The sequence below is a fragment of the Streptomyces sp. NPDC034111 genome, assembly GCF_055575375.1.
On record NZ_JBVIST010000024.1, the window covers coordinates 53,933 to 77,826 of the forward strand.

Consider the following 23,894-nt stretch of genomic DNA (forward strand, 5'->3'; position numbering starts at 1 on the left):
GGACTAATCTAGAGCGTCTTGAGGACGGTTGAGGCGGCGCGAAGAGACCGAAGGCTAATTTTCCGGGTCGGGATGTCGCAGGCGGTCCGGTCATGCGCGAGGTCCGGCACAGCACCGGGCGTGGTGAAGGCTCGCCCCCCGGTGGTGTCTGGAGCCCGGCGGCGGGAGGGGAGTCCGGAACGGTGGAGTCGCAGACATGCAGAGACGCGGGAGCCAGGAGCGGCGGGTCGCCGGGACGAGTTCCCTGTTACCGGATTTTTTGTGGGGAAGTCCACAAAGGACTCAAAGGATCTTTTCGGGCTGACACTCTGCTCTGTTAGGTGAAGCCCGCCGCAGCCCACCGGCGTGCGGCGGGCCCGTCCCGTCCCCGTACATCCGCGCTCGGCACCACCCGTACCCGGGAGTTATCGACGCACAACCCGGGAAGCAGTCGAGGTCCGTGACCGCTCTGGCTCGGTGGTGTCTTAGGCGCCGCATCGTGGTGATCGTTCTTTGGCTCGCGGTTTTTGCGGGTGTTGCGGCTGCCGCGGGGGTGGCCGGTTCGGCGTACTCCAATGACTACGAGGTGCCGGGGACGGAGTCCGGGCGGGTCGCGGCGCAGATGGCGAAGGCCTTTCCGGGGCAGGCCGGGGACAGCGACACGATCGTGTGGCACACGGACGCGGGGACGGTGCGTTCGGGTGCGGTCGTCAAGACGATGCGGCAGACGCTGGAGAAGGTTGCCGAGCTGCCGGGTGTTTCGGAGGTGCGGAGCCCCTACGGCGAACGCGGAGGCGGGGCGCGGCACGACGGGCATGTGTACGGCGGGCGGCAGATCAGTAAGGACGGGCACACCGCGTATGCCTCGCTGGTCTTCGACCGGTCCACCGATGAGCTGGATGCGGGGCAGGTCCGGAAGGTCGTGGACACGGCTCGGGCCGCGGCCGGGGGTGGGCTTCAGGTGGAGCTGGGGGGTGCCGGGGTTGCGCTGACCGAGGCGCCGCGGGCCCAGCTTGCGGAGGTCATCGGGCTCGGCGCGGCGGCCGTGGTGCTGTTCCTGGCGTTCGGATCGCTGGCCGCGACCTTTCTGCCGATCGTCACCGCGGTGGCCGCGGTCGGTACCGCGTCGGCCGGGATCACGCTGCTCAGTCATGCCATGACCGTGGCCGACTTCGCGCCGATGCTGGGCATGTTGATAGGGCTCGGGGTCGGGATCGACTATGCGTTGTTCATCGTTACCCGGCATCGGAAGGGGCTGAGAGGCGGGCTGTCCGTTCAGGAGGCTGCTGAGCGGGCTGTTGCTGTATCGGGGCGGGCGGTGGTCTTCGCCGGGGCGACGGTGTGTATTGCCCTGCTCGGGATGTTGATTCTGCGGCTGGGGTTCCTGAACGGTGTCGCGCTGGCCGCCTCGCTCACCGTCGTACTGACCGTGGCCGCGTCCGTGACCCTGCTGCCGGCGCTGCTCGGGCTGATCGGGATGCGGGCGCTGAGCCGGCGGGAGCGGCGGCGGCTGGCCGAGGACGGGCCGCGGCCGGAGCGGCCCACCGGTATCGCCGCCCGCTGGTCCGGGTTCGTCGAGCGGCACCCCAAGCTGCTGGGGATGATCGCCGCCGCCGTCATGCTCACCCTCGCCCTGCCCACCTTCGGGCTCCATCTGGGCACCTCCGACCAGGGCAACAACCCGGCCACCTCGACGACCCGCAAGGCGTACGACCTGCTGGCGGGGGAACGGACCGGGGCCGGCGCCGGGCACGGCAGCGGCTTCGGGCCCGGCTTCAACGGGCCGCTGACCCTCGTCGGGACGCTGGACGGGCCCAAGGACCGGATCGCCTTCGACAAGCTGCCGCACCGGCTGCGGGAGGTGCCCGGCGTCGCCCAGGTCAGCGGCCCCCAGTTCGACGGCAGTCGCAGTACGGGTGTGATCACCGTGGTGCCGGACAGCGCGCCGCAGTCCCGGCAGACCTCCGGTCTGGTGGACCGGCTGCGTACGGATGTGCTGCCGGCGGCCGAGCGCGGCACCACGATGCAGGTGCGGGTCGGCGGGGTCACGGCCAGTTATGACGACTTCGCCGCCGTCATCGTCGGTAAGCTGCCGCTCTTCATCGGCGTCGTCGTCGCGCTCGGTTCGGTACTGCTGCTGCTCGCCTTCCGCAGTGTCGGCATACCTCTCAAGGCCGCGCTGATGAATGTCGCGGCGGTTGCCTCGTCCTTCGGGATCGTCGTCGCGGTCTTCCAGTGGGGGTGGGGGAGCGAGCTGCTGGGGCTGGGCAGCGCCGGTCCGATCGAACCGTTCCTGCCGGTGATCATGGTGTCGGTGCTCTTCGGGCTGTCCATGGACTACCAGGTGTTCCTGGTCTCGCGGATGTACGAGGAGTGGCAGCTGACCGGCGACAACCGCCGGTCGGTACGGGTCGGCCTGGCCGAGACCAGCCGGGTGATCAACTCGGCGGCGGTCATCATGATCGCCGTGTTTGCGGCCTTCATCCTCAGCGGCGACCGGACCATCGCGATGTTCGGCATCGGGCTGGCCTCCGCGGTCGCGCTGGACGCCTTCGTCCTGCGGACGCTGCTGGTCCCGGCCCTGATGCACATGCTGGGCGGCGCCAACTGGTGGCTGCCGTCCTGGCTCGGCCGGTGGCTGCCGCGGATCAGCATCGAACCGCCGCCGGAGCCGTCCGCCACGCCGGCCCCGCCCGGGCCACGGGACGACGACCGGCCGCTGGTGGGTGTGTAGGGCGGATCGGTCCTGTCGGGCCGATCGCTCCCGTCGGGCGTACGGCGGGGTGTATGGGGGTGTTTGACGTTTTTTGGGCGCTTTGGGTGTGTTTGTTAGAGGGCGCCTGGGGTGGGTCTGGCCTAAGGGGCCGTCCGGGGCCCGCTGCGGCGGTTCTCATCTTGCTCTCAGAACCGGCACCTACGGTCGCGCCCATGGGAACGACCAGGACGACCGAGAAGCGAACCGACGACGAGACCGTGCCGGCGCAGGCCGCCGCCGCGGAGGAAGAGACGAGTGCGGGGGCCGCGGACGAGGCCGTCGCCGCCGGGTCCGGCGAGGATCGTGACCCCGACGCCGCCGGTGCCGAGGCATCCGATGACACCGCGGGCGCCGAGGGCCTGGACAAGGACGACGCCGCCGCCCGGCCCACCGGTATCGCCGCCGGCGCCGGTGCCGTCGTCGCCGCGGGGCTCGGCCTCGCGTCCGTCACCGGCACCTGGCTCGGCACGCTGATGGCCGAGCGGCAGCAGCTGCTGGGCCAGATCAAGCTCCAGTCGCGGCAGGCCACCGACCAGATCGCCGCCATGTACGGCACCCCCTGGCACACCACGGCCCTGGTCAACGGCGTGTTCGCGCTGCTGGCCGGGATCATCGCCGCGGTCGTGCTGACCCGGCCGCGTACGCCCTGGGTGCGGGCCGTGGCCTGGGGCGGGCTGGCACTCGCCGTGCTGGGGATCCTGATCTCCGCGGGTATGTACCTCGACCTGTTCGCGAGCATGCCCAGCATTCCTAAGGGCCCCGGGCCCGGTGCCTAAGGCACGCGGCGGGGCATGAGGTGCGTACGGGCGGGTTTCTAAGCACCGCCCGTACGCAAAGATCGGGAACTCTCCCGATGTGGCAGACCCCCCTTGGCGACGAGGCTTGAGCACGTCAACAAGCCCACGTCATTGGGCAAGCCCACGTCATTGGGGGAGAACCACCATGTACCACTCCGAGCTGGAGATCCGGGTCCGTTACGAAGAGCTGCGGCGCGAGGCCGACCGGCAGCGCCTGGTGCGCGAGGCGGTCGGCGCCCGGCACGCGGCCGCTGCCCGCTCCGGGGAGAACGATCCCGAAGGGCGGGTGAGTTGGGGGCGGGCCCGGCGGTGGCGGACACGCCGTGCCGCCGCCTGACCGGTACCGCAGCCCGGCCGGTACCGCCGCACACCGTGCTGCCGCCCGGCCGGTACCGCCGTCCGGCCCGTCCCGCCGTCCGGCCCCGCCCCGGTCGGTGAAACCCACTGCCGGATTGTCAGACCCCTGTGCGATGCTCGGCAGCGTGGAGACCAGGTCCGTCAGTCCCGTGTTCGTCGGCCGCACGGCCGAACTCGCCGCGCTGGGCGAGGCGCTCGCCCGTGTCATGGCGACCGGTGAGCCCCAGTCCCTGCTGATCGGCGGCGAGGCCGGGGTCGGCAAGACCCGTCTCATCGACGAGTTCGGCGAGGCGGCGCGGGACCGGGGCGCGCTGGTCGCACTGGGCGGCTGCATCGAGATCGGCTCGGAGGGTCTGCCCTTCGCGCCGTTCTCCTCGATCCTGCACACCCTCAACTGGCATCTGCGCGACGAGCTCGCCGCCGCCGTCGCCGGCCAGGAGGGCGAACTCTCCCGCATCCTGCCCGAATTGGGGGAGACGCCCGGCGAGGTGCACGACGAGGAGATCGGCCGCGCCCGCCTCTTCGAGCTGACCGCCCGACTCCTGGAGCGCCTGGCCGCCGGCCGTACGCTCGTCATCGTCATCGAGGACCTGCACTGGGCCGACCGCTCGACCCGCGAACTCCTCGCCTACCTGCTCAAGGCCCTGCACGACGCCCCTGTCCTACTGGTGGCGACGTACCGCTCCGACGACATCCACCGCCGCCACCCGCTGCGCCCCTTCCTCGCCGAGATCGACCGGATGCGCACGGTCCGGCGCATCGAACTGGCCCGCTTCAACCGGGACGAGGTCCGCTCCCAGCTGGCCGGGATCCACGGCAGCGCGCCCGAGGAGGACACCGTCGACCGGGTCTTCAAGCGCTCCGAGGGCAACGCCTTCTTCGTCGAGGAGCTGGCCCGCAGCCTGGTCGAGGGCTGTCTGCACGGCCTCAGCGACCCGCTGCGCGATCTGCTGCTGGTGCGCGTCGAGGCGCTGCCCGAGGACGCCCAGCAGGTGGTGCGTACGGCCTCCGAGGGCGGCTCGACCGTCGAACACGAACTCCTCTCCGCCGTCTGCCGGATGCCCGAGGACGACCTCATCGCGGCGCTGCGGGCCGCCGTCGGCAGCAACACCCTCGTGCCCACCCAGGACGGCACGGGCTACCGCTTCCGGCACGCCCTGGTCCGCGAGGCCGTCGTCGACGATCTGCTGCCCGGTGAGCGCACCCGCCTCAACCGCCGCTACGCCGAGGCCCTGGAGGCCGACCCCTCGCTGGTGCGCGCCGATGTGTGCGCCGCCCGGCTGGCCAGTTACTGGTACAAGGCGCATGACGCCGCCAAGGCGTTGCCCGCCGTGCTCGCCGCCTCCGTCCAGGCCCGCCGCCGCCACGCCTACGCCGAGCAACTGCGGCTGCTGGACCGCGCCCTGGAGCTGTGGGACGACGCGCCACCGGAGGTCCGCCAAGGAGTGCGCCCGGTCGACTACGCCGAGGCGTACCCGGCCTCCGGCCGCGACGACGACGCGATGCGCTTCCTCGATCTGCTCGCCGAGATCGCGGTGGCCGCCCGGCTGTCCGGCGACGGCGAGCGGGCCTTCACGATCACCAAGCGCGCCCTGCGGTTCCTGCGCGAGGAGGCCGACCCCCTCCGCACGGCCTGGTTCCTGGTCCAGCGCTCCCGGCTCTGCCAGGGCACCGGCCGCGGCGACGGCTGGGAGGACCTGGGCAGGGCGCAGGAGTTGGTGCGCGGTCTGCCGCCGTCCGCCGTGCATGCCGCGGTCACGGCGGCCGTCGCCACGTGGGCGATGCTCCACAAACCCGGCCCCGATACCTTCGCGACCGCCGAACGTGCCGTGGAACTGGCCGTGTTGGTGGGCGACGAGGAGGCGGAGCTCAACTCCCGGGTGACCCTGGGGAGTCTGCGGGTCGAGGCCGGAGAGGTCGACGACGGTCTCGCCGAACTCCGCCAAGTCGTCGACCGCGCCGTGGACCGCGGCTACTTCAGCGTCATCGGGCGGGGCCACGTCAACCTTTCGTCCGTCTTGGAAAGCGTCGGCCGTTCCCGCGAGGCGGTCGACGCCACCGAGGAGGGCATCGAACTGTCCACCCGCTACGGCCTCAAGGACCGGACCAGCTGGGTGCTGGGCAACCGCGCCGAATCGCTCCAGGCCCTCGGTCGCTGGGGGGAGGCGGCCCGAGCCGCTGCCGATGCCCGTCGCCTTGCGCAAGCCCCCCGGTCCGCCGCGCTGGCCGCAAACCGCCTCACCCACCTCGCGCTGGACCGCGGTGATCTCGCCGAGGCCGAACGGGAACTCGCCCTCACCCGCGAGCACTACGGCACACATGATCCCCAGCCCCAGCACACCATCCCCATGGCGCGGCACGCCCTGCTGATCGCCGCCCGGCAGGGCCGAGTCCTCGACGCCCGGTCCCTCTTCGAACAGGCCCTGGACGCCGGATTCCCGCCCGGCACCCAGCGATACGCCTGGCCCCTGCTGTGGTCGGCCGCCGCCTCGGAGTCGGACACCCGTGGGTTGCCGGCCGCCGAGCCCGGCCGGGCCGCAGCCCTCGCCCGCATCCGGGACGCCGCCAAGAAGCTGCCCCAACTCCTGCCGGTCTGGGAGGCGCACGCCCTCGCCGTCGACGCCGAACTCCGCCGCGCCGAGGGCCGCGAGACCCCGGACGCCTGGGCCGAGGCGGTCGCCGCCTTCGAACCGCTGGAGCGCCCGCACGAGCTCGCCTGGACCTGCTACCGCTGGGCCGAATCGCTGCTGCACGGCAGTGAGCGGGCCACCGCCGGGCTCCAGGGCCGCACCCCGCGCGAGGCCGCCGTACTCCTGCTCCACCAGGCGCACACGGCCGCCCTGACGATGGGCGCCCGCCCGCTCGCCAAGGAGATCGAACTCCTCGCCCAGCGGGCCCGCATCCCCCTGCCGGGCCTGATACCGACCGCGTCGGCGGAGCCTTCCGCCGACGCCGGCCGCGCCACTGCCGAGGAACCCGCCCCCGCCGCCGCCCTCGGCCTGACCCCACGCGAACGCGACGTCCTCCGCCTGGTCGCCGACGGCCGCAGCAACCGCCAGATAGCCGACGCCCTGTTCATCTCCCCGAAGACGGCCAGCGTGCATGTCTCCAACATCCTGGCCAAGCTGGGCGTCTCCGGCCGGGGCGAGGCGGGCGCGGTGGCCCACCGGCTGCGCCTCTTCGGCGAACCCACCGCATCCTGACCGGCAGCCCGTACGGCAGCCCGTACGGCAGCCCAGGCCGGCCCGGCGCCGCCACCGGACCGAGCTGCTGTGATACTGCCCGCGCGGATGCCGGGAGGCGGCGGCGCGCTCGGGAACGGGACGGTATGAACGGGCACGGTATGGGGGAGTCGCGCGCCGTGGTGCGGCGGGGGCTGATGTTCGGTGTGCGGGCCGGGGCAATTCCGGCGGGCGCCTGCGCCGTGCTGTGGGCGATCGTCGAGGTGGCGCGGCTCACCAACGGCCCGGGCGGCAGCACCTTCGAGGACCCGGCCCTGGCGATGATCGCCGTGCTGGGTTCCCTGGCCGTGGGCGTCCTGCTCGGCGCGGTGACGGGGCTGGTGCTGGCCTGTGCCCCGCTGCGGTGGGTCGTCAACGGACCGCTGCGGGCGGTGATCTGTTGTGTGCTCGGCGGGACGCTCTCCTTCGCCGAGGTGGTCGTGATGGCGGTGTCGAGCGCCGGCGGATACGGGCCGATTCTCCTGGCGCTGGCCGCCATGCCGGTGGTCGGTGCCGTCACCGCGGCGCGCAGCCGGGAGATCGCGGCCGCCCGGATCGGGGCCGCGGCGAGCCACCCGTATCGCTGAGACGCGCCTCAGGTCACGCCGGCCTCAGGACGCGTCAGGCTCAGGTAACGCCGGCCTCAGGACGCGTCAGGCTCAGGTCACGTCAGCCTCAGGACGCGTCCGGAACGGCGCCCCCGCCGCGCCCCTTCCGCATGACGACGACCCCCGAGGAGAGATCTATCGGCCCCTCCCCGGGATCGCCGTCGCCCACATCGTCGACGACGAGTGACATCTTCTGCCGCTCCTCGTCGGTGTGCTTACGGCCCGGCGCGAACAGTTCTTCCACGACGTTGAACACGCAGCCCTGCCCCTCTTCGGTGTCACGCCCGCTTCGGTGTACGTGCACCCGCCCCCGCATCCGAGTGTAGGCAGCGAGGGCGGAGCGGGGGGCAGAATTTTCACGGGGAAAACGGGAGCAGTGGGATCAGGTCACCTGGAGGCGGAGGATCCGGTCATCGCCCTTGTGTGGTTCGCCCCGTCCGTCGGTGTTGCTGGTGACCAGCCACAACCCGCCGTCGCCGGTGGCCACGACGGTGCGCAGCCGCCCGTAGGTGCCCTTCAGGAAGGCCTGCGGTGCCGCCACCGGCTTCGTCCCGTTCAACGCGATCCGCCACAGCCGTTCGCCGCGCAGTGAGGCCATCCAGATCGAGCCCTTGGCGTAGGCGATGCCGCTGGGCGAGGCGTCCTTGGTCCGCCACACCTCGACCGGGTCGGTGAACCCGGAGCCGGCCTGCCCGCCCTTGGACTTGCCCTCCGCCTCCGGCCAGCCGTAGTTCTTGCCCGGCTCGATCAGATTGAGCTCGTCCCAGGTGTCCTGCCCGAACTCCGAGGCCCACAGCCGGTGGTCGCTGTCCCAGGCCAGCCCCTGCACATTGCGGTGGCCGTACGTGTAGACCACGGAGTCCGCCTCGGGATTGCCGTGTGCGGGCTCGCCGTCCGGTGTCATCCGAAGGATCTTGCCGCCCAGGGAGGACTTGTCCTGCGCCAGCCCGGTGTCGCCGGTCTCACCGGTGCCCGCGTAGAGCATCTTGTCCGGACCGAAGGCGATCCGGCCGCCGTTGTGGATCTGGCCCTTGGGGATGCCGCGCAGGATCGTGTCGGGCGCGCCGAGCTGGTCGCCCGGGGGGCGCTTCTCGTCGTAGATCATGCGGGCGATGCGGTTGTCGGACGCGGTGGTGAAGTACGCGTACACCTGGTGGTCCGTGCCGAACTGCGAGGACACCGCGATGCCGAGCAGCCCGCCCTCGCCGCCCGGGTCGACGCCCGGCACCGAGCCCAGCTCGGTGGTCTTCCCGCCGTGCGCCGCGATCCGGACGATCTTCCCGGTGTCACGGGAGCCGACCAGCAGATCCCCGCCCGGCAGCACCGCCACGCCCCAGGGGGACTTCAGGCCGGTGGACAGTGTGGCGGCCACCTTCACCGAGCCCTTGGCGGGCGGCGCGGTGGAGGACGGCGTGGCGCCCGGCGAGCCCGCCCCGGCCGAGGCGCCGGGGCTCTTGGCCGGGGCGGCGGAGCTCCCGCCGCCCTTGGGCTGCACACCGCCGGACGAGCACCCCGCTGCCAGGAGCAGCGAAGCGGCGGCCAACACGGCGGTCTGGGAACGGCGTTGCACGGCAGGGGTCCTCTCGTCGGCAGGGCGGGCACAAGAACACCACATCGGGACGGCCGGACGCAGACGGCCCGGCCGTACCCGTGCCACGACGGCCGCCGCCGCGGCGTACGGCGGCTACCAGGACTGCCGTGCCGGCGGCAGCGCGGCGATCTCCGCCAGGTCCTCGTGGGTGAGCCGCAGCTCGGCCGCCTTGGCGTTCTGCGCCGCCCAGCGTTCCTTCTTCGTACCGGGCACGGGGACGACATGCCGGCCCTGCGCGAGCACCCAGGCCAGGGCCACCTGCCCCGGTGTCGCCCCGTACCGGGCGCCGACCCGCCGCAGCCCGGCCACCACCGGCTGGTTCGCGGCCATCATCTCGGCGGTGAAGCGCGGATGGCGGGCCCGTATGTCCTCCGGCTCGAACCCCTGCCCCGGGGTGAGGGTGCCGGTCAGATAGCCGTTGCCCAGCGGCATCGCCGCCAGGAAGCCGACGCCCCGCGACTCGCACCACGGCAGCAGCTCCGCCAGCGCCTGCGGCGACCACACCGACAGCTCGGCCTGCACACTGCTGACGGGGAACACCTGCTGGATCCGCTCCAGTTGGGCCAGGGTGAGGTCATGCATCCGGGAGCGCGGACGCACTCCGGCACCGCGCACCGTACGGGTCGCACGGGCCTGCCGTACCGCCCGTGCGCCCACCGCGCACAGCCCCAGCGACCGCACCTTCCCGGCGGCCACCAGCTCCGCCATGGCCCCCCAGGTCTCCTCGATGGGCACCTCGGGGTCGGCGCGGTGCAGTTGGTAGAGGTCGATCCGGTCGGTCTGCAGCCGGCGCAGTGAGGCGTCGCAGGCGCGCTTGACGTAACCGGGCCGCCCGTTGGCGACGATGTGCTGCTCGCCCACCAGCAGCCCGCACTTGGTCGAGACGAACGCCTCCGCCCGACGCTCTTTCAGCACCCGTCCCACCAGCAGCTCGTTGGTGAACGGTCCGTACATGTCGGCGGTGTCCAGCAGGGTGCAGCCCCGGTCCAGCGCGGTGTGCACGGCCCGCAGCGACCCCTCCCCGCTGCGCTGCGACTCGGTGTACCCCCAGCTCATCGGCATACAGCCGAGCCCGATGGCGCCCACTTCGAGGGCCGCCGCACCGATTGTCCTGCGCTCCACCTGGCTGTGCCTCCGTCCCCTCGCCCCCGGTCAAGGGCCAGACCAAACTAACGTCTGAGCAGAACATCTCTTCGCATAGCCTCGGAGCATGGCAACCGCAGACCAGCGCACCGATGCGAACGATGTATGGCTCCCGCTGCCGCCCGACGAGATCGAGGGTCTCCCTGGCGGCCTGAACTACGTCCACTGGGACGCCGGCCCCGCGTACCCCGCGGACCCGGCCCGGTGCGTCTTCTACGCGGTGCCCTACATGAAGGGCGCCGAGGCGAGCCTGCGCCCGCTGTCCCGGATGAGCCGGGTACGGGTGGTGCAGACCCTCACCGCCGGTATCGAGCACATGCTGCCGGGCCTGGCGCAGATGCCGTCCGGTGCCCAACTGTGCAACGCCCGCGGTCTGCACGACGCCAGCACCGCGGAGCTCGCGCTCACCCTGATCCTGGCGGCGCTGCGCGATGTTCCCGGGTTCGTACGGGCCCAGGACGCGGGGGAGTGGCGGCCTGAGTTCCGCCCGGCTCTCGCCGACAAGTCGGTCCTCATTGTGGGCTATGGTTCGATCGGCAGTGCCATCGAAGACCGGCTCACGCCCTTTGAATGTGCGCGGGTGGTGCGCGTCGCTCGCACCGCGCGTGACACTGTGCGCGGTCCTGTGCATCCACTCTCCGACCTGTCCGCCCTCTTGCCTCAAGCGGACGTCGTGGTGCTCGCCACTCCGCTCACCGAGGAGACCCGTGGCCTGGTCGGAAGCGGTTTTCTGGCGCGGATGAAGGACGGCGCACTGCTGGTGAACGTCGCCCGCGGCGGGATCGTCGACACCAAGGCGCTGCTCGGCGAACTGGAGTCCGGGCGGCTGCGCGCGGCGCTCGACGTCACTGATCCGGAACCGCTGCCCGCGGGACATCCGCTGTGGCACGCTCCGGGCGTGCTCATCACTCCACACGTCGGTGGCCCCAGCTCTGCCTTCCTGCCCCGTGCGAAGCGGCTGCTGAGGGACCAGCTGACGCTTTTCGCGGCCGGCGAACCCCTGCGGAACGTGATCGCCACGGCCTCTTGAAAGCGGTTGCGGGTAGCGCTACGAGGCCGTACGACTGCGAAGGGTGTTCAAATCCGAGTGTCAATTACGCTCTGTAGAGCCCCTATGTCCCTGAGTGACGGAACTGGTGTATCGTCCCGAGCGGGGACAGCGCCGGACGAAAACGGCACGCTGTGAAGGATCCGGAACGCGAGGGGGGCGACGGGCGATGTACGGCCGATGGATGATCCGCGAGATGCGCGATCCACGAGCACCCGCGGGAAGGCGGCGAGGGTCCCGGGTGCACCGCTCGCGCCGGCAGCCCGTACCGGACACCGGGAGAGTGCGGTGAGCGCCCCCGGGGCGATGCTCTCCAGGCCGCCGACGCCCCCCGGCGGTCCGCCGAGCGCGGCGCCGCAGATCGGCCTGGCCGTGCTGTGCGGCGGCTATGCCGTGGGCGCCGCCTTCGGCTGGGGATCCCGCGAAGTCGCCATGTTCATGGGGGACTTCGGCCTCAGCTTCGCGGCCCTGGTGGCGGCCGTCTCCTGCGGTCTGTACGCGCGCAGGCACCGCAGCCGGTTCCGTCCGGCCTGGCTGCTGTTCGCCGTCTCCTCGGGGATGGCCGGCCTCGGCAACGGTGTCTGGGGCTGGTACGAGGTCATCCAGCGGACGCCCGTTCCCACTCCCTCGCCGGCCGACTTCTGCTTCCTGCTGTTCGCACCGCCGGCCATCGTGGGCCTGCTGGTGCTCGCCAAGCGCCCGGTGACCAGGGCCGGTTGGGTCTGTCTGGGACTGGACTCCTGGCTGATCGCCGGATCGCTGCTCACCCTCTCGTGGAGCCTCGCGCTCGCCCACACCGCCCACTTCCAGGGCCGCAGTGTGGCCCAGAGCGCGCTGTCGCTGGCCTATCCGCTGCTGGACATCGTGCTGGTCAGCATGGTGCTCGCGCTGCACTTCCGGCGCTCCTCGGTGCACCGCTCCGCCATCAACACCGCCGTCGCGGCACTGGCGTTGACGGTGCTGTGCGACGCCCTGTTCAGCTCGCCGCTGCTGCGTGAGCACTACCGCTCAGGCCAGATCCTGGACGCCGGATGGTTCGCCGGCTCGATGCTGCTCGCGTACGCACCCTGGGTCGCCCGCCGCGCCGGCGAGGAGGAGCCGGAGGAGGCCGAGCCGGCCGCCCGGCGCCCGCAGCCGCACGGCAGCCGCCCCATCGCCGGCTCGATCGCCGCGCTCACCCCGTACCTCGCCGCCGCGGTGTGCACGCTGGGCATCCTCACCAACGTCCTCGACGGGCGGCGGATCGACCGGGTGGTGCTCTTCACCGGCTGCACGGTCGTCCTCGCGCTGGTCGTCCGCCAGGGCATCATGCTGCTCGACAACATCACCCTCACCCAGGAGCTGGCGCAGAAGGAGAACCACTTCCGCTCCCTGGTGCAGGGCTCCAGCGACGTGATCATGATCGCCGCCCCCTCCGGTGTGCTGCGCTACGTCAGCCCGGCCGCCGCCGGTGTCTACGGGCGGGACGCCGAGGAACTGGTCGGCTCCGAGCTGTCCTCGCTGATCCACCCCGAGGACCTGGGGCGGGTCGTCCACGAGGTCCGCCGGTTCCTCGCCGCCGCACCCGAGGACGAACCGACCACCCGCATCGAATGCCGCTTCCGGGCCGGCGAGCAGCGCCCCGGCGGCGACGGCTGGCTGAACGTGGAGTCCACGGTCAACCGCCACCACGGCGGCCTGATCTTCAACTGCCGCGATGTCACCGAACGGGTCCGGCTACAGGCCCAGCTCCAGCACAACGCGTCACACGACGCCCTCACCGACCTGCCCAACCGTGCGCTGTTCACCGAACGGGTCACCCAGGCCGTCACCGGCCGCCGGGCCAGCGACCTGGACACCGCCGTGCTCTACATCGACCTCGACGGCTTCAAGCAGGTCAACGACACCATCGGCCATCAGGCGGGCGACGAACTGCTGGTGCAGGCCGCCCGTCGGCTCGGGGAGTCGGTGCGCTCGGGGGACATAGCGGCGCGGCTGGGCGGCGACGAGTTCGCCGCGCTGATCACCGGTGACGGGACCCGCGACCGGGCGGCCTGCGAGTTCCGTATCCACGAGATCGCCGACCGGCTGCGTATCAAGCTCTCCGAGCCGTACCGGATCGACGGTCGGGAGGTCCGGGTGGCGGCCAGCATCGGCGTCGCGTTCGCCGAGCCCGGTGTCACCCCCGCCGGTCTGCTGCGCAATGCCGACCTGGCGATGTACCGCGCCAAGCAGGCCGGAAAGGGCCGGGTGGAGCTGTACGCCCCGCAGATGCAGGACGAGGTGGCACACCGCGCCGAACTGGTCAGCAAGCTGCGTACGGCGCTGAGCGACGGCGAATTCGCGCTGCTGCACCAGCCGGTGGTCGAGCTGGCCACCGGGCGGGTCACCGCGGTCGCGGCGCAGGCCCGCTGGCGCTCCGCCGAGGGCATCCTCTTCACCCCCGCCGAGTTCCTGAGGGTGGGGGACCGCGGCCGGTTCACCGACGACGGCGACCGCGCCGCCGAGCTGGACCGCTGGCAGCTGGAGGAGGCCGTCGAGCAGGCCGCCGTGCGGCACCGCGCCGGGCATCAGGTCCCGGTCGCCGTCCGGCTCTCCGCCCGGCGGCTGCTGGACCGCGCACTGTCCCCCAAGGGCGTCGAGTCGCTGCTCACCCGGCACGGTCTCCCCTCCCGGTCGCTCGTCCTGGAATTGTCCGAAAGCGATCCCCGGCTCCCGCTGGACGACCTGGAGCGCCGGCTGGCCGCGCTGCGCCGGCTCGGCGTACGGATCGCCCTGGACGGCTTCGGCAGCGGGTACGCCGCGATCAGCGCGCTGCGCCGGCTGCCCATCGATGTGCTGCGGCTGGACCGCGGGCTGGTGGACGGTGTGGTGGAGTCGGCCCGGCTGCACAAGATCACCGCCGGGCTGCTGCGGATCGCCGGTGACCTGGGGATGCAGTCGGTCGCGGACGGCATCGATCTGCCCGAGCAGGTCCTCGCGCTGCGCTCCATGGGCTGCACCCACGGCATGGGCATGGCGTTCTCCGGCCCGCTCGACGAGCACCGGCTGCGCCGGGCCCTGACGCACACCGGCTACCCGGTGCCCGACCTGGCAGGACAGGGCCGGGCGGTGGTGCTCAGCGGCCGTGGGCTGCCCCTTCGGCACGGCGGTCTGGCCGGTCCGGATTCGCTCGTGCATCCGCCATTGCGCTCAAATAGTGAGACCTCTGTCCCACCCACTTGACACTCGGTGCACGGCGGGGGGAGGGTCAGTGCCATGCGCACCCGAATTCTCGTACTTGGAAAGCGCGTCGGCTGAAGCTGGGCCCCTGAAGAAACCCAGCTGACCGCACCGACGCGCTCCCCTCGCTTGCCACCTGGCACGAGGGGTTTTTTGTTGCACAGCAACCTCACAAATCCCGCCAAAACCCTCAGCTTCGAGAAGAGACGCAGATGACCGAGCAGGCCTCCGGGGCCCACCATCCGCAGCCGCGGGCCCGTACCGCCGGCGGACCGCAGCAGCCCGCCGCCGTTGAGCACGTCACGGGCGCGCAGTCCCTCATCCGTTCGCTGGAGGAGGTCGGGGCCGACACCGTGTTCGGCATCCCCGGCGGTGCGATCCTGCCTGCGTACGACCCGATGATGGACTCCTCGAAGGTCCGGCACATCCTGGTGCGCCACGAGCAGGGCGCCGGACACGCCGCCACGGGATACGCCCAGGCCACCGGGAAGGTCGGCGTGTGCATGGCGACCTCAGGGCCGGGCGCCACCAACCTCGTCACCCCCATCGCCGACGCGCACATGGACTCCGTCCCGCTGGTCGCGATCACCGGTCAGGTCGCGTCCAAGGCGATCGGCACCGACGCCTTCCAGGAGGCGGACATCTGCGGCATCACGATGCCGATCACCAAGCACAACTTCCTGGTCACCGACCCCGCCGAGATCCCCCGGACGATCGCCGAGGCGTTCCACATCGCCGCCACCGGCCGCCCCGGCCCGGTCCTGGTCGACATCGCCAAGGACGCCCTCCAGGCGCAGACCACCTTCAGCTGGCCGCCGCACACCGAGCTGCCCGGCTACCGCCCGGTGACCAAGCCGCACGCCAAGCAGATCCGCGAGGCCGCCCGGCTGATCGTCGAGTCCAAGCGCCCGGTCCTCTACGTCGGCGGCGGGGTGCTCAAGGCCGGTGCCACCGCCGAGCTCAAGGTGCTCGCCGAGCTGACCGGCGCGCCGGTCACCACCACCCTGATGGCGCTGGGCGCCTTCCCCGACAGCCACCCCCAGCACGTCGGCATGCCCGGTATGCACGGCTCGGTCACCGCCGTCACCGCCCTCCAGAAGTCGGACCTGCTGATCACCCTCGGCGCCCGCTTCGACGACCGGGTCACCGGCAAGCTGGACTCCTTCGCGCCGTACGCCAAGGTCGTCCACGCGGACATCGACCCGGCGGAGATCGGCAAGAACCGCGCCGCGGACGTGCCGATCGTCGGTGACGCCCGTGAGGTCATCGCCGATCTGATCGTGGCCGTCCAGGCCGAGTACGACGCCGGCCACCGGGGCGACTACAGCGCCTGGTGGAAGGACCTCAACCGCTGGCGCGACACCTACCCGCTGGGCTACGACCTGCCGGACGACGGCAGCCTCTCCCCGCAGCAGGTCATCGAGCGGATCGGCAAGCTCGCCCCGGCCGACACGATCTACGCCGCGGGCGTCGGCCAGCACCAGATGTGGGCCGCCCACTTCATCGACTACGAGCAGCCCGCCACCTGGCTGAACTCCGGCGGCGCCGGAACGATGGGCTACGCGGTCCCGGCCGCCATGGGCGCCAAGGCCGGAGAGCCGGGCCGTACGGTCTGGGCGATCGACGGCGACGGCTGCTTCCAGATGACCAACCAGGAGCTGGTCACCTGCGCGCTCAACAACATCCCGATCAAGGTCGCGATCATCAACAACGGGGCGCTGGGCATGGTCCGCCAGTGGCAGACCCTCTTCTACAACCAGCGCTACTCCAACACCGTGCTGCACAGCGGTCCCGAGGCCGACGGCAAGCAGCCGTCCGCGGGCACCCGTATCCCGGACTTCGTGAAGCTGTCCGAGGCCATGGGCTGCGTCGCGATGCGCTGTGAGGACCCGGCCGAACTCGACGCGGTCATCGCCAAGGCCAATGCCATCAACGACCGCCCGGTCGTGATCGACTTCATCGTCCACGAGGACGCCCAGGTGTGGCCTATGGTCGCCGCCGGCACCTCCAACGACGAGGTCATGGCCGCCCGGGGCGTGCGTCCCGACTTCGGCGACAACGAAGACGACTGAGCCCAGGACGACACGGACGCACGGAAGAAGAGAGAAGACCATGTCCAAGCACACGCTCTCCGTCCTGGTGGAGAACACCCCCGGCATCCTCGCCCGGATCGCCGCGCTGTTCTCCCGCCGCGGCTTCAACATCGACTCGCTCGCGGTCGGGGTCACCGAGCACCCCGACATCTCCCGCATCACCATCGTGGTCAGCGTCGAGTCGCTGCCGCTGGAGCAGGTCACCAAGCAGCTCAACAAGCTCGTCAACGTCCTGAAGATCGTCGAGCTGGAGCCGGGCTCCGCGATCCAGCGCGAGCTGGTCCTGGTCAAGGTCCGCGCGGACAACGAGACCCGCTCGCAGATCGTGGAGATCGTCCAGCTCTTCCGCGCCAAGACCGTGGACGTCTCCCCGGAGGCGGTCACGATCGAGGCCACCGGGTCCAGCGAGAAGCTGGAGGCGATGCTCAAGATGCTGGAGCCGTACGGCATCAAGGAACTGGTGCAGTCCGGCACCATCGCCATAGGCCGTGGGGCCCGTTCCATCACGGACCGCTCGCTGCGCGCACTGGACCGTTCGGCCTGACGCCCGCGGTCCGTCCGACCGCATCGCGAGACCCACCGACCTTCCTCACCCCGCCCGACGTACTGTGTGGGCACCCCGCTAGATCCAAGGAGATACCCGAAGTGGCCGAGCTGTTCTACGACGACGACGCCGATCTGTCCCTCATCCAGAACCGCAAGGTCGCGGTGATCGGCTACGGCAGCCAGGGCCACGCCCACGCGCTGTCCCTGCGCGACTCGGGCGTCGACGTGCGCGTCGGTCTGCACGAGGGCTCCAAGTCCAAGGCGAAGGCCGAGGAGCAGGGCCTGCGTGTGGTGACCCCCGCCGAGGCCGCGGCCGAGGCCGACGTCATCATGATCCTGGTGCCGGACCCGATCCAGGCCAAGGTCTACGAGGAGTCCATCAAGGACAACCTGAAGGACGGCGACGCGCTGTTCTTCGGTCACGGCTTCAACATCCGGTTCGGCTTCATCAAGGCCCCGGCCGGTGTGGACGTCTGCATGGTCGCCCCCAAGGGCCCGGGCCACCTCGTGCGCCGCCAGTACGAGGAGGGCCGCGGCGTGCCGTGCATCGCGGCCGTCGAGCAGGACGCGTCCGGCAACGCCTTCGCGCTGGCGCTCTCGTACGCCAAGGGCATCGGCGGCACCCGCGCCGGCGTCATCAAGACCACCTTCACCGAGGAGACCGAGACCGACCTGTTCGGTGAGCAGGCGGTGCTCTGCGGCGGTGCCTCGGCGCTGGTCAAGGCCGGCTTCGAGACCCTGGTCGAGGCGGGCTACCAGCCGGAGATCGCGTACTTCGAGTGCCTCCACGAGCTGAAGCTGATCGTGGACCTGATGTACGAGGGCGGCCTGGAGAAGATGCGCTGGTCGGTCTCCGAGACCGCCGAGTGGGGCGACTACGTCACCGGTCCCCGCATCATCACCGACCAGACCAAGGCGGAGATGAAGAAGGTCCTCGCCGAGATCCAGGACGGCACCTTCGCCAACAACTGGATCGCGGAGTACAACGCCGGTCTGCCGAAGTACAACGAGTACAAGAAGACCGACGAGAACCACCTGCTGGAGACCACCGGCAAGCAGCTGCGGAAGCTGATGAGCTGGGTGGACGACGAGGCGTAAGCCCGAGGACAGGGGGTCGCGAAGCAACTCGCGGCCCCCTCGTCCATGTGCCCGGCCCAGCGCCGCCCGGGCGCCTTGTCCGCCGCGTAGAACCACGCACGGGTGATCCTTCCGCATCGGCACAGGCCGCGTCCCCCACCGCCACTACACTTGCCAATCACAAGCGCGTCAGGCTCACAACGTCGTGCGTCTTCCACGCGGCTTTCCCCCTTCACCGCCTTCGGCCGTCGGGACGGCCGTCCGCGAAGGACTAGTGAGGACTGAAGACCACGTGAGCTCGAAACCTGTCGTACTGATCGCCGAAGAGCTGTCGCCCGCGACCGTCGACGCCCTGGGCCCGGACTTCGAGATCCGGCACTGCAACGGCGCGGACCGCGCCGAGCTGCTGCCCGCGATCGTCGATGTCGACGCCATCCTCGTGCGCAGCGCGACGAAGGTGGACGCCGAGGCGATCTCCGCCGCCAAGAAGCTGAAGGTCGTCGCCCGCGCGGGCGTGGGCCTGGACAATGTCGACGTCTCCGCCGCCACCAAGGCCGGCGTGATGGTCGTCAACGCCCCGACCTCCAACATCGTCACCGCTGCCGAGCTGGCCTGCGGTCTGCTGGTCGCCACGGCCCGCAACATCCCCCAGGCCAACACCGCCCTGAAGAACGGCGAGTGGAAGCGCAGCAAGTACACCGGTGTCGAGCTCAGCGAGAAGACCCTCGGTGTGGTCGGCCTCGGCCGGATCGGCGTCCTGGTCGCCCAGCGGATGTCGGCCTTCGGCATGAAGGTCGTCGCCTACGACCCGTACGTCCAGCCGGCCCGTGCCGCGCAGATGGGCGTCAAGCTGCTGACCCTGGACGAGCTGCTGGAGGTCGCCGACTTCATCACCGTCCACCTCCCCAAGACGCCCGAGACCGTCGGTCTCATCGGAGACGAGGCGCTGCACAAGGTCAAGCCTTCGGTACGGATCGTGAACGCCGCGCGTGGCGGGATCGTCGACGAGGCGGCGCTGGCCACCGCGCTGAAGGAGGGCCGGGTGGCCGGCGCGGGCCTGGACGTCTACGCCGTCGAGCCGTGCACGGACTCCCCGCTCTTCGAGTTCGACCAGGTCGTCGCCACCCCGCACCTGGGTGCGTCGACGGGCGAGGCGCAGGAGAAGGCCGGTATCGCGGTCGCCAAGTCGGTGCGCCTGGCGCTCGCCGGCGAGCTGGTGCCGGACGCGGTCAACGTCCAGGGCGGCGTGATCGCCGAGGACGTCAAGCCGGGGCTGCCGCTGGCCGAGCGGCTGGGCCGGATCTTCACCGCCCTGGCCGGCGAGGTCGCGATGCGCCTCGACGTCGAGGTGTACGGCGAGATCACCCAGCACGACGTCAAGGTGCTGGAACTCTCCGCGCTCAAGGGTGTGTTCGAGGACGTCGTCGACGAGACGGTGTCGTACGTCAACGCCCCGCTGTTCGCGCAGGAGCGCGGTGTGGAGGTGCGGCTGACGACCAGCAGCGAGTCGCCCGAGCACCGCAATGTGGTGACGGTGCGCGGCACCCTCGCGGGCGGCGAGGAGGTGTCGATCTCCGGCACGCTCGCCGGCCACAAGAACGTCCAGAAGATCGTGGCGGTCGGTGAGCACTCCATCGACCTCTCGCTCGCGGACCACATGGCGTTCATGCGCTACACCGACCGCCCCGGCGTCGTCGGCACCGTCGGCCGGATCCTGGGCGAGGCGGGCATCAACATCGGCGGGATGCAGGTGTCCCGTGCCGACGTCGGTGGCGAGGCACTGGTGGCGCTGACCGTCGACGACACCATCCCGCCGCAGGTGCTCAGCGAGATTGCCGAGGAGATCGGTGCGACCTCGGTGCGTGCGGTGAACCTCGGCGACTGACCGTCCGGCCCTCGCGGGCCGGCACAGCGCAGGCCAACGGGCCCGGGCCCCGCTTCGGCGGAGTCCGGGCCCGTTCGCGTCCGCGTTTGCGTGCCCCCGCCCGGCGACGCGCAATGGGAACTGTGCACGGGGAACCGTGCGTGCCCCCGCCGCGCGCGGGTGGAAGGAGGAGACCCCATGAATGCACCTCTGGGGGACACCCCGCAGAGTCTGACCGGCCTGCACGTGGTCGATGTGGACGGCGCGAAGGTGGGCACGGTGCAGCAGGTCTACCGGGACGATGCCACCAACGACCCCGAGTGGATCACCGTGCGTACCGGCCTGTTCGGGCTGAAGGAGACCTTCATCCCGCTTGCCGGAGCCCGTCGCACCGGCAATGAGCTGCACGTTCCGCATGCCAAGGACACGATCAAGGACGCGCCGCGGATCGACGCCGACGGTCATCTCGACCCCTCCGAGGAGGCCGAGCTCTACCGCCACTACGGGCTGAACCGGCCGGGCGCTGCCGACCCGCCGGACCCCGGCGGGGCCATGGACCCCGGTGAGCAGGAGAGCGTCGCCCAGGCCCCCACACGCACGGCCGGCACCCCGCGCGCCGACGCCAGGACCCAGGTGATGACGGACACCACGCATCGCACTCCGGCCGGCGGCGAGCGCAACAAGCTGTTCGACCGGCCGATGGCCGGGTCGGGCACCGCCTCGCGCGGCCGCGAGGAGCCGGACGCCCGGCGCGGTGCGGAGCGGGAGTCGGAGATCGTGCTCTGCGAGGAGCAGATCGAGATCGGCACCGAGGAGCGGGTGAGCGGCCGGGCCCGGCTGACCAAGCATGTGGTCACCGAGGAGGTGCACCGCACCGTGCCGGTCACCCATGAGGAAGTACGGGTGGTCCGCGAGAAGATCACCGAGGAGGAGCGCCGGACGGGCCGGATCGCCCCGCACACCGGCGAGGGCGCTGCCGAGGTCGTACTCCACGAGGAGCAGCCGACGGTCAGCAAGAAGAGGGTGCCGGTCGAGCGGGTGTGGCTGGAGACCGAGCGGGTGACCGAGCAGCGGGAGGTCACGGCCGAGATCCACCGGGAAGAGGTGGAGATCGACGACGGCAGGGGGCCGGGCAAGGACCGTGGGCCCGAGGAGGGCAGGTCGCGGTGAGCCGGGCACCCGCCCCGGCTCCTATACGTACGTGTAAGACATCTGTCTGGTACGAGCGTATGCGTTGGCGCTAGGCTGCTCCCATGGGACACCGTGAAGATCTGCTGGAAGGCGCCAAGCGCTGCCTGCTGGAGAAGGGGTATGCGCGCACCACCGCCCGCGACATCGTCGCCGCCTCCGGTGCCAACCTCGCCTCCATCGGATACCACTACGGCTCCAAGGACGCCCTGATGCGCCAGGCCGTCATCGCGTCCAGCGAGGAGTGGGGCGCGAGCATGGCGGAGGCGCCGGGCGCCGGGGGCGCCGCGCGGGCGACGGACGCCGAGCCGCTGGAGCGGTTCGCCGCGGTCTGGGACACCGTCCTGCAACGGATCGCCACGGAACGGGAGTTCATCGCCGCGCAGGTCGAGGTGCTGGGGCTGCTGCCGCGCGATGCGGGGCTGCGCGAGGCGATCGGTGAGGTGCTGCCGGAGGGCGGCGAGGGGCTGGTGGCCCTCTTCGAGGGGGTGCCGGACACCGAGGTCGGCCCGGAGGCGGCCCGGGTCGTCGGCTCCTTCTACCAGGCGCTGCTGACCGGACTGATGGTGCAGTCGCTGATCAGCCCGGACGCGATGCCGTCCGGGGCCGATCTGGCGGACGCGCTGCGCCGGGTCACCGGGGGCTCGGTGCTGGACCGGGAGTGACCGGCCGCGCCGCGGGCAGCACATGGTCGCCGACCCGGTCGGTGCTCAGACACAGCGAGCAGACCACCGCGTCATGGGTGAGGCAGGCCGTCAGGTCCGGCCGCTCGAAGTCCTGCCGGCAGACATGGCAGGTGGCGGTGGTCGCGCTGGGGTTGCCGTCCGCGTCCAGCAGCGGCTCCGCGATCCCGTCGTCGGTCCGTCGCAGGTAGTAACGGCCCTTGGTGACCACCGCCATCAGCGGTGTGAGGACCCCGGCGATCACCGCCGCGGCGACCGGTGAGTACGGCTGGAGGGTGTCGCCCAGGGCGTGGAAGTACATCGCGATCGACAGTCCGGAGGCGGCGACGAAGGCCACCACGCCCACCGGGTTGACCGCATACAGCATGCCCCGGCGGAACTCGGGGGCGTGCGGGGACAGCTTCAGCAGGTACTTGTTGACGAGGATGTCGGTGGCGACGGTGACGACCCAGGCGATGGCGCAGTTGGAGTAGAAGCCCAGGATGCCGTTGAGGAAGCTGAACATGTCGGCCTCCATCAGCACCAGCGCGAACGCCAGGTTGGCCAGCACGAACACCATCCGGCCCGGGTAGCGCTTGGTGATCCGGGTGAAGGAGTTCGTCCACGCCAGCGAGCCGGAGTAGGCGTTGGTGACATTGATCTTGATCTGGCTGATCACGACGAGCACCACCGCCAGCGGGACCACCAGCCACGACGGCATCATCGCGGCGAACGCGCCGGTGAACTGCTGGATCGGCTCGGTGGCCGCGGCCGGCCCCACCTTCGCGAGGATATAGACGGCCAGGAAGAGGCCGATCGCCTGCTTCAGCGCGCCCAGCACCACCCAGCCCGGCCCGGCCATCACCACGGCCGTCCACCAACGCCGCCTGTTCGCCGCCGTCTTGGGCGGCATGAAGCGCAGATAGTCGATCTGCTCACCGATCTGCGCGATCAGCGACAGACAGACGCCCGCGCCCAGCAGCACCGAGGCGGTGTTGACGCCGCCGTGGCCGCCGGTGCCCGCATACGACACGAAACGGTGCACCGTGCCCGGGTCGGTGGCCACCAGATAGACCAGCGGCCCCACCATCAGCAGCAGCCAGAGCGGGGTCGTCCAGACCTGGAGCTTGCTGAGCGCCTTCATCCCGTAGACGACCAGCGGGATCACCATGAACGTGGAGACCAGATAGCCCAGCCACAGCGGCAGTCCGAGGCCCAGCTTCAGCCCCTGCGCCATGATCGAGCCCTCCAGCGCGAAGAAGATGAAGGTGAAGCTGGCGAAGATGACGCTGGTGAGCACCGAGCCGTAGTACCCGAAGCCGGAGCCGCGGGTGATCAGGTCCAGATCGATGTTGTAGCGCGCCCCGTAATAGGCGAGCGGGAAGCCGGTGACGAAGATGACCACGGCCGCGACGAGGATCGCGGCCAGCGCGTTCCCGGTGCCGTGGGTGAGCCCGATGCCGGCGCCGATCGAGAAGTCGGCCATATAGGCGATGCCGCCCAGCGCGGTGGTCGCCACCACCATCGGCGTCCACCGGCGGTAACTGCGCGGCGCGAACCGGAGGGTGTAGTCCTCCAGCGTCTCGCCCGCCGCCTGCCCGCCCGCGGGCTCCTCCGCGACGGCCGGTTTCGCATCAGCCTGGGTCATGCCACGCCTCCTGGGGTGCCGTGAGAACTGCGACGTGGTGCGCGCGTCACGGCCGGACGTTAGAAAGCGCGTGTTTCCGGGGGCTGCTTCCCGGGTGAACCGGGTGTTTCCGAAGC

17 protein-coding genes are annotated in these 23,894 nt (G+C 71.1%); 13 read left to right on the top strand and 4 right to left on the bottom strand.

The window, feature by feature from the left end:
• The first annotated feature begins 439 nt into the window (after nt 1-439).
• The 5 genes from ACZ55A_RS33695 (at nt 440) to ACZ55A_RS33715 (ending at nt 7,696) form a co-directional block, all read left to right on the top strand.
• Entirely contained in the window at nt 440-2,713 is a 2,274-nt protein-coding gene (locus tag ACZ55A_RS33695; RefSeq protein WP_468848375.1) for an MMPL family transporter, read from the top strand.
• Nucleotides 2,714-2,907: 194 nt separating this feature from the next.
• A complete protein-coding gene (locus ACZ55A_RS33700; RefSeq protein ID WP_468848378.1) occupies nt 2,908-3,510 on the top strand; it encodes a hypothetical protein in 603 nt (200 codons plus the stop codon).
• A gap of 166 nt (nt 3,511-3,676) precedes the next feature.
• Nucleotides 3,677-3,868, top strand: a complete 192-nt coding sequence (locus ACZ55A_RS33705; protein WP_468848381.1) for a hypothetical protein — start codon at nt 3,677-3,679, stop codon at nt 3,866-3,868.
• 133 nt (nt 3,869-4,001) lie between these two features.
• Complete coding sequence (locus tag ACZ55A_RS33710) at nt 4,002-7,091, top strand: helix-turn-helix transcriptional regulator (protein ID WP_468848491.1); 3,090 nt, start codon at nt 4,002-4,004, stop codon at nt 7,089-7,091.
• 125 nt (nt 7,092-7,216) lie between these two features.
• Entirely contained in the window at nt 7,217-7,696 is a 480-nt protein-coding gene (locus ACZ55A_RS33715; RefSeq protein WP_468848383.1) for a hypothetical protein, read from the top strand.
• An 88-nt stretch (nt 7,697-7,784) separates the two neighbouring features.
• On the opposite strand, the gene ACZ55A_RS33720 is transcribed toward ACZ55A_RS33715, so the two are convergent.
• From ACZ55A_RS33720 to ACZ55A_RS33730, 3 genes are all read right to left on the bottom strand, one after another.
• Nucleotides 7,785-7,973 carry a DUF6191 domain-containing protein gene (locus ACZ55A_RS33720; protein WP_468848385.1) on the bottom strand — a complete coding sequence of 63 codons (189 nt, stop codon included), beginning with the start codon at nt 7,971-7,973 and terminating at the stop codon, nt 7,785-7,787.
• Between the two features lie 126 nt (nt 7,974-8,099).
• On the bottom strand, nt 8,100-9,287 hold the full coding sequence (locus ACZ55A_RS33725) for a PQQ-dependent sugar dehydrogenase (RefSeq protein ID WP_468848388.1): 1,188 nt from the start codon (nt 9,285-9,287) through the stop codon (nt 8,100-8,102).
• Nucleotides 9,288-9,401: 114 nt separating this feature from the next.
• The gene (locus ACZ55A_RS33730; protein WP_468848391.1) at nt 9,402-10,430 is read right to left on the bottom strand and encodes an aldo/keto reductase; all 1,029 of its coding nucleotides are present in this window, start codon (nt 10,428-10,430) and stop codon (nt 9,402-9,404) included.
• An 88-nt stretch (nt 10,431-10,518) separates the two neighbouring features.
• On the opposite strand from ACZ55A_RS33730, the gene ACZ55A_RS33735 reads away from it, so the two are divergent.
• From ACZ55A_RS33735 to ACZ55A_RS33770, 8 genes are all read left to right on the top strand, one after another.
• The gene (locus tag ACZ55A_RS33735) at nt 10,519-11,481 is read left to right on the top strand and encodes a 2-hydroxyacid dehydrogenase (RefSeq protein WP_468848393.1); all 963 of its coding nucleotides are present in this window, start codon (nt 10,519-10,521) and stop codon (nt 11,479-11,481) included.
• Nucleotides 11,482-11,787: 306 nt separating this feature from the next.
• Nucleotides 11,788-14,703 (top strand): putative bifunctional diguanylate cyclase/phosphodiesterase, encoded by a 2,916-nt coding sequence (locus tag ACZ55A_RS33740; protein ID WP_468848396.1) that lies wholly within the window; start codon nt 11,788-11,790, stop codon nt 14,701-14,703.
• A 209-nt stretch (nt 14,704-14,912) separates the two neighbouring features.
• Entirely contained in the window at nt 14,913-16,772 is a 1,860-nt protein-coding gene (locus ACZ55A_RS33745) for an acetolactate synthase large subunit (protein WP_468848399.1), read from the top strand.
• 40 nt (nt 16,773-16,812) lie between these two features.
• A complete protein-coding gene (ilvN, locus tag ACZ55A_RS33750) occupies nt 16,813-17,337 on the top strand; it encodes an acetolactate synthase small subunit (RefSeq protein WP_208680856.1) in 525 nt (174 codons plus the stop codon).
• A 101-nt stretch (nt 17,338-17,438) separates the two neighbouring features.
• The gene (gene ilvC / locus ACZ55A_RS33755) at nt 17,439-18,437 is read left to right on the top strand and encodes a ketol-acid reductoisomerase (protein ID WP_468848403.1); all 999 of its coding nucleotides are present in this window, start codon (nt 17,439-17,441) and stop codon (nt 18,435-18,437) included.
• Nucleotides 18,438-18,708: 271 nt separating this feature from the next.
• Nucleotides 18,709-20,301, top strand: a complete 1,593-nt coding sequence (gene serA, locus ACZ55A_RS33760) for a phosphoglycerate dehydrogenase (RefSeq protein WP_468848405.1) — start codon at nt 18,709-18,711, stop codon at nt 20,299-20,301.
• Between the two features lie 177 nt (nt 20,302-20,478).
• Complete coding sequence (locus ACZ55A_RS33765) at nt 20,479-21,450, top strand: DUF2382 domain-containing protein (protein ID WP_468848407.1); 972 nt, start codon at nt 20,479-20,481, stop codon at nt 21,448-21,450.
• An 83-nt stretch (nt 21,451-21,533) separates the two neighbouring features.
• Nucleotides 21,534-22,133, top strand: a complete 600-nt coding sequence (locus ACZ55A_RS33770; protein ID WP_468848409.1) for a TetR/AcrR family transcriptional regulator — start codon at nt 21,534-21,536, stop codon at nt 22,131-22,133.
• Here ACZ55A_RS33770 and ACZ55A_RS33775 read toward each other — a convergent pair.
• Nucleotides 22,102-23,778, bottom strand: a complete 1,677-nt coding sequence (locus tag ACZ55A_RS33775) for a purine-cytosine permease family protein (RefSeq protein ID WP_468848412.1) — start codon at nt 23,776-23,778, stop codon at nt 22,102-22,104. The genes ACZ55A_RS33770 and ACZ55A_RS33775 overlap by 32 nt on opposite strands.
• Nucleotides 23,779-23,894 lie beyond the last annotated feature (116 nt).

What these genes read in the sequence shown, in the direction of transcription:
- ACZ55A_RS33700 (WP_468848378.1), top strand. Translation starts at nt 2,908, where the DNA reads ATGGGAACGACCAGGACGACCGAGAAGCGAACCGACGACGAGACCGTG.
- ACZ55A_RS33705 (WP_468848381.1), top strand. Translation starts at nt 3,677, where the DNA reads ATGTACCACTCCGAGCTGGAGATCCGGGTCCGTTACGAAGAGCTGCGG.
- ACZ55A_RS33710 (WP_468848491.1), top strand. Translation starts at nt 4,002, where the DNA reads ATGCTCGGCAGCGTGGAGACCAGGTCCGTCAGTCCCGTGTTCGTCGGC.
- ACZ55A_RS33715 (WP_468848383.1), top strand. Translation starts at nt 7,217, where the DNA reads ATGAACGGGCACGGTATGGGGGAGTCGCGCGCCGTGGTGCGGCGGGGG.
- ACZ55A_RS33735 (WP_468848393.1), top strand. Translation starts at nt 10,519, where the DNA reads ATGGCAACCGCAGACCAGCGCACCGATGCGAACGATGTATGGCTCCCG.
- ACZ55A_RS33745 (WP_468848399.1), top strand. Translation starts at nt 14,913, where the DNA reads ATGACCGAGCAGGCCTCCGGGGCCCACCATCCGCAGCCGCGGGCCCGT.
- ilvN (WP_208680856.1), top strand. Translation starts at nt 16,813, where the DNA reads ATGTCCAAGCACACGCTCTCCGTCCTGGTGGAGAACACCCCCGGCATC.
- ACZ55A_RS33765 (WP_468848407.1), top strand. Translation starts at nt 20,479, where the DNA reads ATGAATGCACCTCTGGGGGACACCCCGCAGAGTCTGACCGGCCTGCAC.
- ACZ55A_RS33770 (WP_468848409.1), top strand. Translation starts at nt 21,534, where the DNA reads ATGGGACACCGTGAAGATCTGCTGGAAGGCGCCAAGCGCTGCCTGCTG.
- ACZ55A_RS33775 (WP_468848412.1), bottom strand. Translation starts at nt 23,778, where the DNA reads ATGACCCAGGCTGATGCGAAACCGGCCGTCGCGGAGGAGCCCGCGGGC.